The organism is Kribbella shirazensis, assembly GCF_011761605.1.
In the GTDB taxonomy this organism is placed as follows: Bacteria; Actinomycetota; Actinomycetes; order Propionibacteriales; family Kribbellaceae; genus Kribbella; species Kribbella shirazensis.
This window is the reverse complement of the sequence record NZ_JAASRO010000001.1, coordinates 3,511,207-3,526,691: the sequence shown is the minus strand read 5'-3', so window position 1 is coordinate 3,526,691 and position 15,485 is coordinate 3,511,207. Positions and strand designations below refer to the sequence as shown.

Genomic DNA, 15,485 nt, shown 5'->3' with positions numbered 1-15,485 from the left:
TCTAAGTCTGGCCGATCCACACGTTCCGGATCGTCACGTCGTCGGCGTACTGTACGACAGCCTCCGCCGCGACCTCGTCGAACCGGCTGTTGCTGATCGCCACCGACCGGATGTGCTGCGTCTGCGCCCCCACGACGCGGTACGCCCGCTCGGCCCGGGCCACCCGGACCGCATCCAAGCGGATGTCACGCACATCGGGGAACAACGACTGGTCGCCACCTCCCTGGTAGCTGAAAGTGATCTCCAATGGACGATACATCCACGCTCGCGAATCCACGTCGCGGACATCGACAGTGTGGACATAGCCACCGCGTGTCGAAGTGGACTTCACGCACAGCAGCCATTGCAGGTAGGCCTCGTCCGCGGCCGGGTCGGCCGGCGCGGACAACCGCCGGACGAAGACGTCCGCGACACCGCCGCTCATCTCACTACCGACAGCCACCGCGGCGCCACCGCTGACGAACGTGCAGTCCTCGACGATGATCCCGCGCGACGGCATCCCGAGCCGGCGGCCGTCGGCGTCCCGGCCGGACTTGATCGCGATGCAGTCGTCGTGGGTCGCGAACGTGCAGTCGCGAATCAGGACGTCGGTACAGGACTCCGGGTTGCAGCCGTCGCCGTTCGGACCCAGGTTCTCGACCGTGACGCCACGCACGGTGACATTGCGGCACTCGAGCGGGTGGATGGTCCACATCGGCGAGTCCTTGACGGTCACGCCCTCGATCAGCACGCCCTCGCAGCGGAACGGCTGGATGAAGCTCGGCCGCAGATAGTGCCCCGCGCCGAACACGCGCTCCTCGAGCGGGATCTGCTCGTTGTTCATCCGCTCCAGCTCGGCCCAGTCGGCGCGCTGGTTCGGCAGGCCGGTGTGCCAGCCGTACTGTCCGCTGCCGATCCAGTACCACCAGTGCTCGTTGTCGCCGGCGCCGTCGAGCACGCCCTTGCCGGTGATCCCGATTCCGGTCTGGCCCTCGGCGCGGATCAGCGACGAGTAGTTGTAGAGCTCGACGCTCTGCCACCGGGTCCGCACGACCGGCAGGTACGCCGCCGGATCCGTACTGAACCGCAGCGTCGCTCCCTCCTCCAGGTGCAGGTCGACGTAACTCAGCAGGTTGATCGCACCGGTGTGCCACACTCCGGGCGGTACGACGACGTGCCCGCCGCCGGCCCGGTGGCAGGCGGAGATCGCGGCGGCGATGCCCGCGGTGGCGTCCTCGGGCGTGGCGCCGTACTGCGTGATCGGGAACCAGGCGTCACGGAACAGCGGCGGCCGGATCCTGGACCGGACCAGACCTTCGACACTCGGATCGGCACTCGGATCGGCACTCGGATCGGCAGCAGCGGGCAATCCGATGCCTGCGGCAACAACACCTCCGAGACCGGTGGCGAGCAGCTGACGGCGGGTGGGACGCATGGGCGGAGCCCCTTCCTCACAGCGGGGTGGGGTAAAGCTTTGCCCGCAAGTATCCAAGAGATTTCAGGCCGGTCAAGAGTTCGGTCGCGCCAGGCGTTGACACTGCCGCGCTCTGCGGGCACGATCGGTTGCAATCGTTTGCATGCTAGGAGGCCGCGGATGCCCGCCCCACTTCGTCGCCGTACTGTCCTGTTCGCCGGTGGAGCTGTTCTCGCCGGCGGAGCCACGCTCGGCGGCGGTACCGCCCCGGCCGCCGCCGGCCCCGCTCCCGACGCGCAGGTGATCGAGATCCTCAGCCGGATCCGCCCGCCGCTGTTCCCGGACCGCTGGTACGACGTGACCGACTTCGGTGCCGTCGGCGACGACGCCACCGACTGTACGGCGGCCCTCCGCGCGGCGATCGAGGCGTGTCACCGCGACGGCGGCGGGCATGTCGTCGTACCGGCCGGCGACTACCGGACCGGCGCGGTCCACCTGCTGAGCCGGGTCGACCTGCACCTGAAGAAGGGTGCGCGGCTCGCGTTCAGTCACGACCCGGCGGCGTACCTCCCTGTCGTGCCGACGCGCTACGAGGGGACCGAGTGCTACAACTACTCGGCCTTCGTCTACGCCTACGGGCAGCGCGACATCGCGGTCACCGGCCAGGGAATGCTCGACGGCCGCGCCGACGCCACGCACTGGTGGGACTGGACCGGCGGGCCGCCGCCGAACGAGGGACCCGACAAGACGACCCTGCTGCAGATGGCCGCGGAGGGTGTCCCGGTCGAGGAGCGCGTGTTCGGTGAGGGGCATTACCTGCGGCCGAACCTCCTGCAGTTCAACCGCTGCGAGAACGTCCTGCTCGACGGCATCACCGTCAAGGACTCCCCGATGTGGAACATCCACCCGGTGCTCTGCCGCAACGTCACCGTCCGCGGCGTCACCGTCGACAGTCCGCACGGCCCGAACAACGACGGCATCGACCCCGAGTCCTGCACCGACGTCCTGATCGAGAACTGCACGATCTCCACCGGTGACGACTGCATCGCGTTCAAGTCCGGCAAGGACGCCGACGGCCGCCGGGTGAACGTGCCGTCCCGGTACGCCGTCGTACGCAACTGCGAGATGGCCGACGGGAACGGCGGCGTGACGGCCGGCAGCGAGACCAGCGGCGGCGTCATGGACATCTTCGTCCGGGACTGCCGGATGAGCAGCCCGCACCTCGAGCGGGCGATCCGGATCAAGAGCAACCCGCAGCGCGGCGGGACGATCGCGAACATCGACGTACGGCGGGTCACCGTCGGACAGGCCGCGGACGCCGCGATCGAGATCGTGCTCAACTACGCCAACGTGATCACCGGCGCGTACCCGCCGGACGTGCACGGCATCACGATCAGCCAACTCACCGTGGCGTCCGCGCCGCGGGCCCTGAACCTGCTCGGCCTGACCGACGACCCGCTGCGCGACATCCACCTGCACCAGTGCCGCTTCGACGCGATCACCGAGGACAACGTGATCGAGCACGTCGAGGGCCTGCGCCTGGACCAGGTCTGGATCAACGGCGCCCGCGTCGACAACTGAGGAGCCTCACATGGATGACCTGACTCGGAAGAACTTCCTCCGCCTGGGCGCCGCCGCAGCCCTCGCCGGCACGGCTACGAGCCTCGGCGCCGGCCCGGCCGCCGCCGGCGGCGCGAGCGGTGCGGGCGCGGGTGGCGCGGGCGCGGGAAGCGGCAGTGCGGGAGGCGGTGGTGCGGCGGCGGAGTTCGGTTCTTCGGCCGACCTCGACCCGGGGCCCGGGTGGGGGCATGTCGGGCACATTCTGTCCACCATCCGGCCGCCGCAGTTCCCGGATCGCGACTTCTCGATCACGACCTTCGGCGCGGTCCCCGACGCCACCACCCTGGCGACCGACGCGATCGCGAAGGCGATCGCGGCCTGTCACAACGCCGGCGGCGGGCGGGTCGTCGTACCGGCCGGGACCTTCCTGACCGGCGCGATCCACCTGAGGTCGAACGTCAACCTGCACGTGTCCGCAGGCGCGACGCTGCTCTTCAGCAGCGACCCGGAGCAGTACCTCCCGGTCGTCCTGACCCGGTTCGAGGGCCAGGAGCTGATGAACTACTCGCCGTTCATCTACGCGCGCGACTGCGAGAACATCGCGCTCACCGGCAGCGGCACGCTCGACGGCGGCGGGACCTGGGAGACCTGGTGGTCCTGGACGGGCCCGGGCGGTGCGGACGCGCAGACGCTGCAGAAGATGGTGGCCGACGGCGTGCCGGTGAAGGACCGCGTGTTCGGCCCCGGGCACCATCTGCGCGCCGCGTTCATCGAGACGCAGTCCTGCCGCAACGTGCTGATCGAGGGCCTGACGATCCTGCGGTCGCCGTTCTGGGAGGTGCACCCGGTGCTGTCCCGCAACGTCACGGTCCGGGGCTTGACCATCGACACCCGCGGCCCGAACAACGACGGCGTCAACCCGGAGAGTTCGCAGTACGTCCACATCCAGGACTGCACGTTCAACTGCGGCGACGACTGCATCGCGATCAAGTCCGGCAAGGGCGCCGACGGCCTGCGGATCAACGTGCCGTCGGAGAACATCCTGATCGAGGACTGCACGATGAACATCCGCTACGGCGCGATCACGATCGGCAGCGAGATGACCGGCGGCGTCCGGAACGTGTTCGTCCGCAACTGCACGCTGGGCAGCCCGTACCTGTACTTCGGCCTGTACATCAAGACGAACTCGGTCCGCGGCGGCTTCGCCGAGAACATCTACCTGCGCGACCTCGAGATCTCCAACCTGACCAAGGAAGTCGTGTCCTGCAACTTCTACCGCAGCGAGGGCGACGTCGGCCCGCTGACGCCGCGGGTGCGCAACGTCGAGCTGCGCAACATCACCGTCGGCCATGCGCGCAACGCGTTCTCGATCTTCGGCTACCCGCGGTCGCCGATCCAGGACTTCCGCCTGATCGACTGCACCTACACCAGCATCGACTCACCGAGCTCGATCCAGGACACCCAGCTGACGTTCCAGAACTTCACGGTCAACGGGCAGCTCATCACCGACCCGGCGCAGCTCCTGTGACAGACCACGCCCCCGGCTGGCCGGACGTCGAGCGCATCCTCGCCGACGTCCGGCCGCCTGCCTTTCCCGCCGTCGACTTCCCCATCACCTCGTACGGCGCGGTCGAGAACGACGCCACCGCCGGTATCGCGGCCGCCGTCCGGGCCTGCAGCGAGTCCGGCGGCGGCCGTGTCGTCGTACCGCCCGGCACCTGGCACACCGGCCCGATCCACCTTCGTTCCCACGTCGAGCTGCACGTCTCCGAAGGCGCCACGCTCCGCTTCAGCACCGATCCTTCCGACTACCTGCCCGTGGTCGAGACCCGGTACGAGGGCGTCGAGGTGCTCAACTACTCGCCGATGATCTACGCGAACGGTTGCACCGACATCGCGATCACCGGCACCGGCACGCTCGACGGCCAAGGCTCGTGGGACACCTGGTGGCAGTGGTTCCACGAGTGCGACGAGGAGTTCAGGCGTCTCCGGGAACAGAGCTGGTACGGCGTACCGCTCGCGGACCGCGACGCCGGGCACCGGCTGCGGTCGAGCTTCGTCCAGCCGTACAACTGCACGAACGTGCTGATCGAGGGCGTGACCCTGATCCGCTCGCCGTTCTGGCAACTGCATCCCGTCCTGTGCCGCAACGTGACGATCCGGGACGTCGTGATCGACTCCCACGGCCCGAACAACGACGGCATCGACCTCGAGTCGTGCCGCTCGGTCGTGATCAGCGGCTGTGTCATCGACGCCGGCGACGACTGCATCGTGCTCAAGTCCGGTCGCGAGGCCGACGGGCTGCGGGTCGACGTACCGACCGAGGACGTGCTGATCGAGGACTGCGAGCTGGGGGTCAAGTACGGCGCGATCACGCTCGGCTCGGACCTCACCGGCGGCATCCGCAACGTCTACGTCCGCAACTGCACGATCGGCGGGCCGTACTTCGCCCTGTACATCAAGACGAACGCGGTTCGCGGCGGGTTCGTGGAGAACGTCTACCTGCGCGACATCACGGTCACGAAGGTCCTGAAGGAAGTTGTCCAGTGCAACTTCTACCGCGGCGAGGGCGAGGCCGGCCCGCTGACGCCGTACGTCCGGAACGTCGAACTCCGCGGCGTCAAGGTCGAACAGGCCCGCAACGCGCTGCTGCTGCGTGGCTACCGGCACTCGCGGATCGAGGACTTCCGCCTGGTCGACTGCGAGTTCACCGTCGACCAGCCGAGCACGGTGCAGCATGCCGCGCTCACGTTCGACAGCGTGACCGTCAACGGGCACCCGGTGAAGGACGTTCACCAGATCAGGTGAGACAAGGGGCGGTCCACCGGGCCGCCCCTTGTCCTCAGCTCACGGCAGGTGGGAGCAGTTGACGTCCAGGTCCCACAGGATGACCGACAGCGCGTACGGGCTGATCGTGTGGTCGCCGTGGGTGGCGTCCTCGAGCAGCTCCCAGTGACCGTTCGACTCGTTGCTCACCGCATCGGTCCCGATCACCGCGATCCGCTGCCGCACCGCCGCCTCGTACGACCGGTGGCCGACGCCGTTGAAGCAGCAGTCGTCGAACCGGTTGAGGATCTGGATCTGCCGGCGGTTCTTCCCGACCGACGCGAGCGCGTAGAAGTCCGGGAAGTCGGCGAGCCCGTAGAGCCCCGGCTGCTTGTCCAGCCGTTGTTCCCAGTCGCCCCGCGTCGGGCTCGGCTTCGGCGACCCCGGCCGGACGAAGAAGGGCAGCGAGCCGGCCGTCGGGTACGACCGCGTGATCCGGGTGTCGAGCGCCGGGTAGACGGTCGTCGCCCAGCCGCCGCCGGACAGTCCGATCATCTGCACGGACGACGGACGGTACGTCTCCTGGACGTAGTTCATCGCGACGGCCAGCGGCTCCATGAAGAGCGCGAGCGGCGAGTACGTCGCCGACTCCCACAGCGGCAGGTCGTTGTGGGACGGCTGCAACTGCTGCGTCGGGTCCGCCGGGTCCTGCAGGGTCTTCGGGTTCCAGTGGTAGAACGGCATCGCGAACAGCAGCACGGTGTACCCGTGGTCGAGCAGGCCCTGCGCGACCCGCTGCATCGTGTCCAGGCCCTCACCGTGCCCGTTGTGGTAGAACGCGACGCGCCGGTGCGGGCTCAGCGTCGGCTCGAGGACGAACACCGTGGCGATGTACCCGAACGGCATCGCGACGTCGAGCTTGTCGTAGCGCCGTACGCCGGTGAACTCGGGCACCTCCGCCGGGACGCCGACATCGCGCCGTACCGTCGGCAGCCCGGTCGGCAGGACGCCGGTGTCCTTCCACACCTGCGCGACCAGCTGCGGGCGCAGCACGTCCGCGTCGGCGGCGGTGTGGATCTTCATCAGGTCCTCGACGTCGACCCCGACGACGACCTCCGGCAGGGTCTTGTAGATCGCCGCGTGGGCGGCCGCGACCTCAGCATTCACCGGCGCGACGGGACGCGGCGCCGGGCGCGGCTGCACACCGCCCGCGGGAACCTCCGTCGCGGCCGCGGTCCGCGGCCACCCGGCGGCGCTGCCGGCAGTCACGGCGAGAGCACCTCCGAGAATGGCCCGACGGTTGACGTTCATCATGATGGATCACCTTTCGAGGCGGGGAACAACCGGGTGCCAGCCGCCGAACACGGACGCCGGGTCGCGCAGCTTCGCTGCCTCGTCGTCGCCGAGCTGCCGGGAGCACGCCAGTCGTGCGGTGGTGTCGAGCGGGCGGCCGGTCAGGTCGGTGCTGTGGTACTCCCAGAACCGGAGCTGGCCTGCTGCCGCACAGTCGTTGGGGCTGGTGATCAGCCAGCCGGTCTTCTTCACGTGGCTGTCCATGGCCGAGTCGATGAACACGGCCTGGCTCGCCGGGAACCGGCTGAGCTCCGCCCGCGCTAGGAACACGCTGTCGTCGGCCACCTCCGGCGCACGGGTCAGCCGGACCCGGACGAAGATGTTGCCGGGTCCGTTGTCGATGTTGCGGACCTGGTTGTAATAGCCCTCGTGCAGCGCCTTCAGCTCCGAGTCCTGCATGAACACCCCGCCGGTGCCCCAGACGAAGTCCACATCGCCCTCGACGTAGCTGTTCGTCACGAACGCCTGTCCCTGCAGGCGGAGGCTGTCCTGGTACCCGAGGATCCGGACGCGGGCCAGGACGATCCGGCTGCCGTTCCCGAAGAACGCCTCGGCCTGCGAACCGCGGTACGGCGTGAGGTTGCGCACCGTCACGTCCGACATCGTGAAGTCGTCGGCGAAGACGGCCATCGCGGAGCGCCAGCAGTTGAAGCGGTCGGACTGCGGGATGACGCGGCGCTGGCAGTACGACTGCTCGACCGGGACGCTGCCCATCGCGGAGTCGCCGTTCAGCAGGTTGTTGTTCGGGTATCCGATCACGGTCTTCCCCGCACCCGCACCGCGGATCGTCAGACCCGGCTTGGTCGGCGGCACCCAGACCAGCTCGCGGTACAGGCCCGGACCGACGTCGATCGAGGACTTGTGCCCCTCGCCCACGAAGTCGATCGCCGCCTGCACGGTGCAGAAGTCACCGCCCCCTTGGGCGTCCACCCGCAGGGTGTCGTCGGTGCTGGGGTCGCGCTGCGTCCGGAACCGCCACTCGTTCGCCCCGGTGATGCCGGGATCGCCGAGCACGAAACCGGGATCGACCGTCACGTAGTACAGCTGTCCCGGCGCCAGGCGCTGGTGCGGGTAGACCTTCACGGTCCGGCCGTCGACGACGACCGCCTGGTACGTCCACGTGTGCACCTGGTCGTAGTCCGTCCGCGCGCCGCCGACCGTCCGGTGGTACGACGTGAGATCCGCGAGGCTGATCGTGTCGACGACCTCGCCGTTCGCCTGGTGGATCCGGAGTTTGCCGGTGACGCCGAGTCGGACGGGTCCGTCGAACGTCAGGGTGAGCGGGGTGTCCGAGCAGGTCGCCTCCTCGACGTCCACCGGAGCGAGCTTCGGCTTTCCGATCGGTCCGGTGGACCAGCCCGTCAGCTGCTTGATGACCGCGGTGAGTTTGCCGGCGGCGACCTGGTGCCCCTGGATGTTCGGGTGCGTGCTGCCGTTGAAGTCGTCCGGGCCGAGCCAGCCTGTCGTGTCGACGTAAACGATCCTGCGGTCGTTCGCGGCGGCGACGGCGGTCTTGATGTCGTCGGCATGCGTGCCGTTGAACGGGCGGAGGGCAACGATCAGCGCCTGCGGGTCGGCGGCACGGATCTTCCGCAGATAGGCGAGGTACGCCGGCGTGAACTCGGCGCTCGGGTACGCGGCGTCGTTCGTGCCGAAGTTGACGACGACGGCCTCGGGGTCGAACCCGGTGGCCGGGAAGCCGGCCAGGTTCCAGCCGAACGACTCGGCCGCTGTCCCGACGCCGCCGTGACCGGGCTGCAGGATGCCCTGCTTGCCGAAGCCGACCTGGTTGGTGTCCGCGCCGAAGGCCTTGCCGACCAGGTGCGGGTACGCCTTGGTGCCGTCGGCGCAGTCGGTGCCCAGCTCGGCGCACAGCGCCATCACGCCCTGGGTGATCGAGTCGCCGTAGAACTCGATGCGGTGCTCCGCCGTGGTCGGCAGCGGGATCAGCTTGGCGCCTGGCGCGAGCTCGATCTTCTCCAGCACGACGCCCGTCTGCAGCGGCACGTTCCAGCGGTTCACGTACTCGTCGACGTCCTTGACCAGGATCTCCGCGGTGTGCGCGACCGCCGGGTCGAGCCCCTCGGCGAACACCTTGCGCTCCGCGTCCACCTTGTGCAGGACGGGCGCCTGCCCGTCGACGGCGACGTACAGCTGGGCCGGGACGGTGATCGACGCGGTGTCGAACAGCGCGCCGAGCTGTGACCCGGTGAAGCGGAAGCGAACCGACGATCCGGAGTTCACCGTGATCGCGACGTCGTCGTCACGGCCCCAGTGACCGTCGAGCTCGATCCGCGGGTCGAACGGGCCGTACGTCGCCGGGTTGGCGGCGCTCGCCCTGGTGGACGCGGTGGCCGACGCGGTCAGCACGCCGGCCGCGACGAGCACGGCCAGACACAGACTCAAGAGACGATTTCGCACGGTGTTCTCCTCGCGCGGACCGCCGCAACACAAGCCCGGGGCGGTGGGCGGGTAATGCTTTTCCCGGTTACCGTCGCAGTGCAGCGCGGCGGCGTCAAGAGTTCGTCCCGGGAAATCGGGAAAAGGTTTACATTGTTCTGGCGGCAGCGATCTGGGCGGTGCTCATGGTCCAATGGGCGCGTGAGAAAGCCTGCTGCGAAGCCCGCCGCCCGTGCCACGATCCATGACGTGGCGCGGCTGGCCGAGGTGTCGACGGCGACCGTGTCGCGGGTGCTGAGCGGGGGCAAGCCGGTGTCGCCGGAGGTCGCCGAGCGGGTCCGCACGGCCGCCCAGGACGTCGGCTACCGGCCGAACCCGGCCGCGCAGACACTGCTGCGCGGAAGCAGCCGCACGGTCGGCGTCGTCGTACCGGACCTCGGCAATCCGTACTTCGCGGAGATCCTCAAAGGGGTCGCCGCGGAGGCGGCCGCCGACGATCACCACACGCTGGTGGCCGGCACCGAGGAGGACCCGGAGCAGGAGTACCGATCCGCGATCGAGCTCGCGCGATGGGTCGACGGCCTGCTGCTGTGCGCGCCGCGGATGAGCACGCCCCGCCTGCGCGAGGTCGCCGAGGCGGCGCGCCGGCTCGTGCTCATCAATCGGGTACTGCGGCATCCCGCCGTCGGCTCGGTGGTGGTCGACTATCACGTCGGCGTCCGGGCGCTGTGCGAACACCTCGCGTCGCTGGGGCACAAGAGGATCGCGTACCTGCAGGGCCCGACGGCCGCGTGGTCCGATCAGCAACGCCAGCGGGGGTTCCGCTCTCCTGAGGCGTCCGGTCTCACCATCATCCGGGTGCCGTGCGGGTCGACGCTCGTCGACGGGCAGGAGGCGGTGGAGGAGGCGCTCTCGTACAACCCGACCGCGATGATCTGCTTCAACGACCACGTCGCCGTCGGCGTCCTGAGCCGCCTGCGCGAGCTCGGCCTGTCCGTCCCGGGCGACATCTCGGTCGCCGGGATCGACGACGCCCCGATGAGCGCCCACACCGACCCCGGCCTCACGACGTACGCCGCCTCCACCGTCGAACTCGGCCGCCAGGCCTGGTCCCGCTTCGGGCCCGAACCCACTCCCGCCACCACCCACGTCCAGGGCGAACTCGTCGTCCGCGCCTCCACAGCCCACCCACCCCGCCGCCGCTGACCCACCCGCCGCCGCTCACCCCCCGCTCCGCCGCTCAGCCACCCGCCGCCGCGGGGCCACCTGCCGCTGCCGAGCCACCTGCCTCCGGCCCGCCGCGCGACCGCTCGTCCCCTCCCCTCAGCACCCGCGCCCCGGCTGCTCTTCGAGCCGCATCTGGTGGGTGGGCCCACCAGATGCAGGGTTTGCGTCCGAGATCCTGGACGCAAACCCTGCATCTCGGACGTCAACCCACGAGAGGCGGTTGATCACGGGCGCACGGCGGGGCGAGCGGGGCGGGGTGAGCGGGTAAGGGGTTGGGGCTAGGCGGGGGTGGTGAAGCGGTAGGTGCCGGGGGCGGCGCGGCAGAGGGTGGTGTCGGGGGTTGAGTCGAGTGGGGTGAGGCCCTCGGACTCGGTCAGGGGACGGCCGGACTCCTGGGTGGAGTCGGGGTCCTTGGTGGGAATGTGGATCGTCGCGTCGGCGCCGGGCGGAATGGTCACGTCGAGGGTGAGAGTGCCGTCGGACAGCTCCCAGCGGGTGGAGACGCGGCCGGACGGGATGTCGTACGACGCTTCGGCCCAGGTCAGGCGGCCGCCGGGGCGGGGCTTGACGACGAGGTCGCGGAAGCCGATCGACTGCTCGGACTGACTGATGCCGGCGACGTCGCCGTACAGCCACTCACCGACCGAGCCGAGCGAGTAGTGGTTGAACGAGTTCATCGCCACCGGGCCGAACCCGTTCTCCTCGGTCCACCCGTCCCAGCGCTCCCAGATCGTCGTCGCGCCGTGCTTGATCGAGTACCCCCACGACGGGTAGCGGTCGTCGTGCAGCAGGTCGTACGCGAGGTCGGCGTACCCGTACTTCGTCAGGATCGGGCACAACAACGCCACGCCGGCGAACCCGGTCGTCAACGACCGCTCGCGCCGCTCGAGATCCGCGACGAGATGCTTCACGGCCGCCTGCTCGGCGTGCTCCGGCAACAACCCGAAGGCCAGCGCCAACAGGTACCCCGTCTGCGTGTCACCACGAATCTTGCCCTCGGCATCGACGAACTCCGCGACGAACGCGGCCGCGATCTCATCGTGCAGAGCGCCGTACTTCGCTGCGTCATCCGTCAGCCCGAGCACCCGAGCGGCTGCCGCCGTGAACTCCACGCTGCGCGCGAAGTACGCCGTCGCGAGCACATCCCGGTCGGTCTTGACGCCGACCTGCAACCAGTCACCGTAGTGACCGCTCGTCCGGTTCCGCCAGATCAGATCGGGGTTCGCCCGGTGCACGTAGTCGACCCAGCGCCGCATCACCGGCCACGCGGTCCGCAGTACCCGCTCGTCGCCGTAGATCCGGTACAGGGTCCACGGCACGATCGTCGCCGCGTCCGCCCAGGCGGGCGTCCCGTGCCGGCCGGTGATCACATGCGGAATCACGTCCGGGATCGCGCCCTCGTCGGTCTGCGCGACCGCGAGATCGGCGAACCAGTTCTCGAAGAACGTCAGGACGTCGGCCTGGTACGCCGCCGTCGGCAGGAAGATCTGTGCGTCCGCGGTCCAGCCGAGGCGCTCGTCGCGCTGCGGACAGTCCGTGGGCACGCTGACGAAGTTGCCGCGTTGCCCCCAGCGAATGTTGCTGAGCAGCTGGTTGACGCCCGGATCCGAACACTCGAACCGCCCGGCGACCGGAGTGTCCGAATGCAGGACCCGTCCGGCGACGTCCTCGACCGTCAGCTCACCCGGGTAGCCGTCGACCTCGACGTACCGGAAGCCGTGCACGGTGAAGACCGGCTCGAAGAACTCGTCGGCCGCGCCGGCGCTGACGAAGTAGTCCGTCGCGTCGGCGGTCCGCAGGTTCGCGGTGTACAGCTCCCCGTCGGCCTGCAGCATCTCGCCGTGCCGCAGGCGGATCCGGTCCCCGGCCTGGGCGCCACGCACCCGCAACCGGACCCGGCCGGCCAGGTTCTGCCCGAGGTCCACGATGAATCGCCCGGGTGCGAGCGCTGTCACAGCGACCGCCGGCAGCTCCGACGTGACCCGCACGGGCTCGGTCGTCATGGCGATCAGTGTCGACACGTCACCGCCGACGTCACCCGCCGGCGCCCACTCGCCCGCGTCGTACCCCGGGCTCGACCAGTCGCCCAGCTCGTGCCGCGCGTCGTACGACTCCCCCATCAGCAGGTCCGCGAACCTGATCGGCCCGACGCGCTCGACCCACCGGCCGTCGGTCGCGACCACGGTCCGCGATCCGTCCGGATGGTCGACGACGAGCTGCGCCAGCAGTTGCGGCTTCTTGCCGTAGTGGTGCGCGTGGCTCCGGGTGTCCCATCCGACGTACCCGGACCACCAGCCCTCGCCGAGGACGGCGCCGATCACGTTCTCGCCCTCGCGCAGCACGTCTGTCACGTCGTACGTCTGGTAGGCGACGCGCTCGCGGTAGTCGGTCCATCCGGGCGTCAACTCGTCGTTGCCGACTCGCTGACCGTTGGCACTGAACTGGTACAGGCCGTGGGCAGTGGCGTAGAGCCGTGCCCGGGTCACCGGCTGCGTCAGCTCGAACGAGCGCCGGTAGTACCGCGGTGGCGCGATGGTTGCCTGCCGCACCGTTCGGGGCTCGGCACGGTCCACCGGCGGCTCGAAGTACGGGTCGGTCTCGTAGTCGTGTTCGATCCAGTGCGCCTCCCACTCGTCGTCGTGGAAGATGCCGGTCGCGAACGACGCCTCGGCACCGGACACGCGCCCTGCCGCGTCACGCACCTCGACCTGCCAGGTGTAGTCGGTCTGCGACGTCAGCGGAGCGCCACCGTGATCGACGGACGTCGACGGCTCGTCCCTCCAGCCGCTGTCCCAGACCTGTACGCCGTCCCGCAACACCCGCACGCGGAACGCGGCCTGCCGGTCGCCGCGGGTCGGCGACGCGAGCCGCCAGCTCAGCCGCGGTCGCGCCGTACCTATGCCGAGCGGATCGACGCGGTGCTCACAACGCAGGTCGTACGCCGTCAACCCCGTCAGCTCGGTCGGCGGCTCGGACAGCACCCAGTCAGTTGTCACCAGGACCACTCCGTCTCGGGTCGGTGGAGCTCGTACTCACGCAGGCCGCCGGCGTGTTCCGGACGGTCGCCGTACATCGGGCGGGACCGGCCCGGCGGGTCGATCGCGATCACGTCGTCGCCGCGCCAGGTGGTGCGGAACTCGTTGCCGGCCGCAAGCTCCGTGGTGGTCTGCTCGACCACGGGGAACGTCACCGTGATCCGCTCCCCCGGCCGCGGCCGCGGGATCGACAGGTAGCCGTCCGGCGCCCAGATCCGCTCGGCGCCGGTCCACTCGTCGTCGCCGCGCTGCAGCTTGAGCCGCGCGTACCCGGCCCACTCGGGGATCCGCATCCGCAGCTCGTCGATCGGCTCGTTGACGTGCAGCTCGACCTTGCCCTCGACCGGCAGGTGGCTGACGACGTCGACCGCGTGGTGCCCGCGAGTCAGCAGCAGGTTGACCCGCGTCAGCCGGTTGTCGCCGGTGACAATGCTGTTCCAGGCCCAGAACAGTCCTCGTACTCCGGACCCGACACAGCAGGCCTGTACGTCGTTCGTGTGGCCGCGGCCCAGTGGTACGTCGGACACGTAGTCGTTCGGGGCGCCGTACCCGCAGAACGCGCCGAGCACGCGCTCGCCGACGTTCACGTACGTCCGCCAGCCGGGCTCGTCCTGCGAACGGTCCGGCGCGGACTCGACCCAGCTGACGTCCTGCAGTTGCGACGCGGCCAGGTGGTTGCGGACGAACCGCTCGACGACCGCCCAGTACTGCGTGAGACCGTTACCGGCCAGCGTCGTACCGAGCCCGACGAGGTCGACGAGTGAACAGGTCTCGTGCTCGTACTGCTGGTCGGCCAGGTCGCCGGGTGTCCACCCGAACCTCGTCGCCTCACCGAGCACCCAGTCGTAGCTGCGCCGCACGAACTCGGTCAGCCCGTGATCGCCGGTGTGCCTGGCCAGGCGGGCCAGACCCTCGAGCGTGCCGACCCGGGTGTGGAAGTGACCACTGCGGTACGCGCGGGCCGCGTTGAAGCTGCCGTCCGCGTTGTAGACGCCGCTCTTCTCCACGATCAGCCGGGCGAACCACTCGCACAGCTCCAGCGCGTCGGTGTTGCCGGTCGCCTGGTGGTAGCGCAGCAGCGGCATGATCAGCCGGCCGGAGAACGACGCCGGGTCGGGCGCGAGATGGAGGTCGATCGCGTTCGACGACGGCCAGCCGTCCTTCGTGTACTCCGAGGCGGGGTAGAACCAGACGTCGCGCTCCTTGATCGCGATCCGTTTGAGCCCCGCCACCTGGCGGTCGGCCGCCTGCTGCGCCTGCGGGTCGTCGGTGGCGACCACCGCGGTCGTCATGGCGAGCAGCGTGGCGCGCTGGTCGATCAGGTTGGCGTTCGGCAGCCAGTGACCCTTCGGGTGGGCCTGGCGATAGGTGAGCCCGTCGTCGTGGAGCAGCGCGAAGAGGCGTTGCCGGTAGCGGTCCGCGATCGTCTCCCAGCGCGGATCCCAGTCCTTGCCGCCGGTCATCTGGCGGGCCAGCAGGATCGCATCGGTGAGCCGGCCGTGGCTGGAGCCGTAGTCCCAGTCGCCGTGGTCCATGCGGGCCGGGCGGGCCAGCAGGTTCGCGCTGAAGAACGGGATGCCGTCCAGGTCGTCGTCGGCCAGACCGGTCACCGCGTTCATCGCCAGCGCGGCCCGGTCCTCGAGCAGCAGGGTCGCTGGGATCATCGCCATGAGGAAAACCTTTGCCTGCTGAGGTCACGATGTCAACCAGTCATCCACAGGGTGACCGATCTGCCTTGTTTTCTTGAGGTT

The 15,485-nt window shown here is 69.5% G+C and carries 9 protein-coding genes; 4 read left to right on the top strand and 5 right to left on the bottom strand.

Annotated elements, in window-relative coordinates; translation table 11 throughout:
• Position 1 precedes the first annotated feature (1 nt).
• Complete coding sequence (locus BJY22_RS17305; protein ID WP_167208025.1) at positions 2-1,414, bottom strand: glycoside hydrolase family 28 protein; 1,413 nt, start codon at positions 1,412-1,414, stop codon at positions 2-4.
• Between the two features lie 159 nt (positions 1,415-1,573).
• Here BJY22_RS17305 and BJY22_RS17300 point away from each other — a divergent pair, with 159 nt between their 5' ends.
• The 3 genes from BJY22_RS17300 to BJY22_RS17290 are packed head-to-tail and all read left to right on the top strand — an operon-like array spanning position 1,574 to position 5,761.
• A complete protein-coding gene (locus BJY22_RS17300) occupies positions 1,574-2,974 on the top strand; it encodes a glycoside hydrolase family 28 protein (RefSeq protein ID WP_167208023.1) in 1,401 nt (466 codons plus the stop codon).
• A gap of 10 nt (positions 2,975-2,984) precedes the next feature.
• Entirely contained in the window at positions 2,985-4,481 is a 1,497-nt protein-coding gene (locus BJY22_RS17295) for a glycoside hydrolase family 28 protein (RefSeq protein WP_167208021.1), read from the top strand.
• Positions 4,478-5,761, top strand: a complete 1,284-nt coding sequence (locus tag BJY22_RS17290) for a glycosyl hydrolase family 28 protein (protein ID WP_167208019.1) — start codon at positions 4,478-4,480, stop codon at positions 5,759-5,761. The genes BJY22_RS17295 and BJY22_RS17290 overlap by 4 nt, the downstream gene beginning before the upstream one ends.
• 39 nt (positions 5,762-5,800) lie before the next feature.
• Here BJY22_RS17290 and BJY22_RS17285 read toward each other — a convergent pair whose 3' ends face one another.
• Positions 5,801-7,033 (bottom strand): hypothetical protein, encoded by a 1,233-nt coding sequence (locus BJY22_RS17285; protein ID WP_167208017.1) that lies wholly within the window; start codon positions 7,031-7,033, stop codon positions 5,801-5,803.
• A 6-nt stretch (positions 7,034-7,039) separates the two neighbouring features.
• Entirely contained in the window at positions 7,040-9,493 is a 2,454-nt protein-coding gene (locus tag BJY22_RS17280) for a pectinesterase family protein (RefSeq protein ID WP_167208015.1), read from the bottom strand.
• Positions 9,494-9,673: 180 nt separating this feature from the next.
• Here BJY22_RS17280 and BJY22_RS17275 point away from each other — a divergent pair, with 180 nt between their 5' ends.
• Complete coding sequence (locus tag BJY22_RS17275; protein WP_167208013.1) at positions 9,674-10,678, top strand: substrate-binding domain-containing protein; 1,005 nt, start codon at positions 9,674-9,676, stop codon at positions 10,676-10,678.
• Positions 10,679-10,977: 299 nt separating this feature from the next.
• On the opposite strand, the gene BJY22_RS17270 is transcribed toward BJY22_RS17275, so the two are convergent.
• Both BJY22_RS17270 and BJY22_RS17265 read right to left on the bottom strand, forming a co-directional pair.
• A complete protein-coding gene (locus BJY22_RS17270; protein ID WP_167208011.1) occupies positions 10,978-13,695 on the bottom strand; it encodes a family 78 glycoside hydrolase catalytic domain in 2,718 nt (905 codons plus the stop codon).
• The gene (locus tag BJY22_RS17265) at positions 13,692-15,404 is read right to left on the bottom strand and encodes a glycoside hydrolase family protein (protein WP_167208009.1); all 1,713 of its coding nucleotides are present in this window, start codon (positions 15,402-15,404) and stop codon (positions 13,692-13,694) included. The genes BJY22_RS17270 and BJY22_RS17265 overlap by 4 nt, the downstream gene beginning before the upstream one ends.
• Positions 15,405-15,485: the final 81 nt, after the last annotated feature.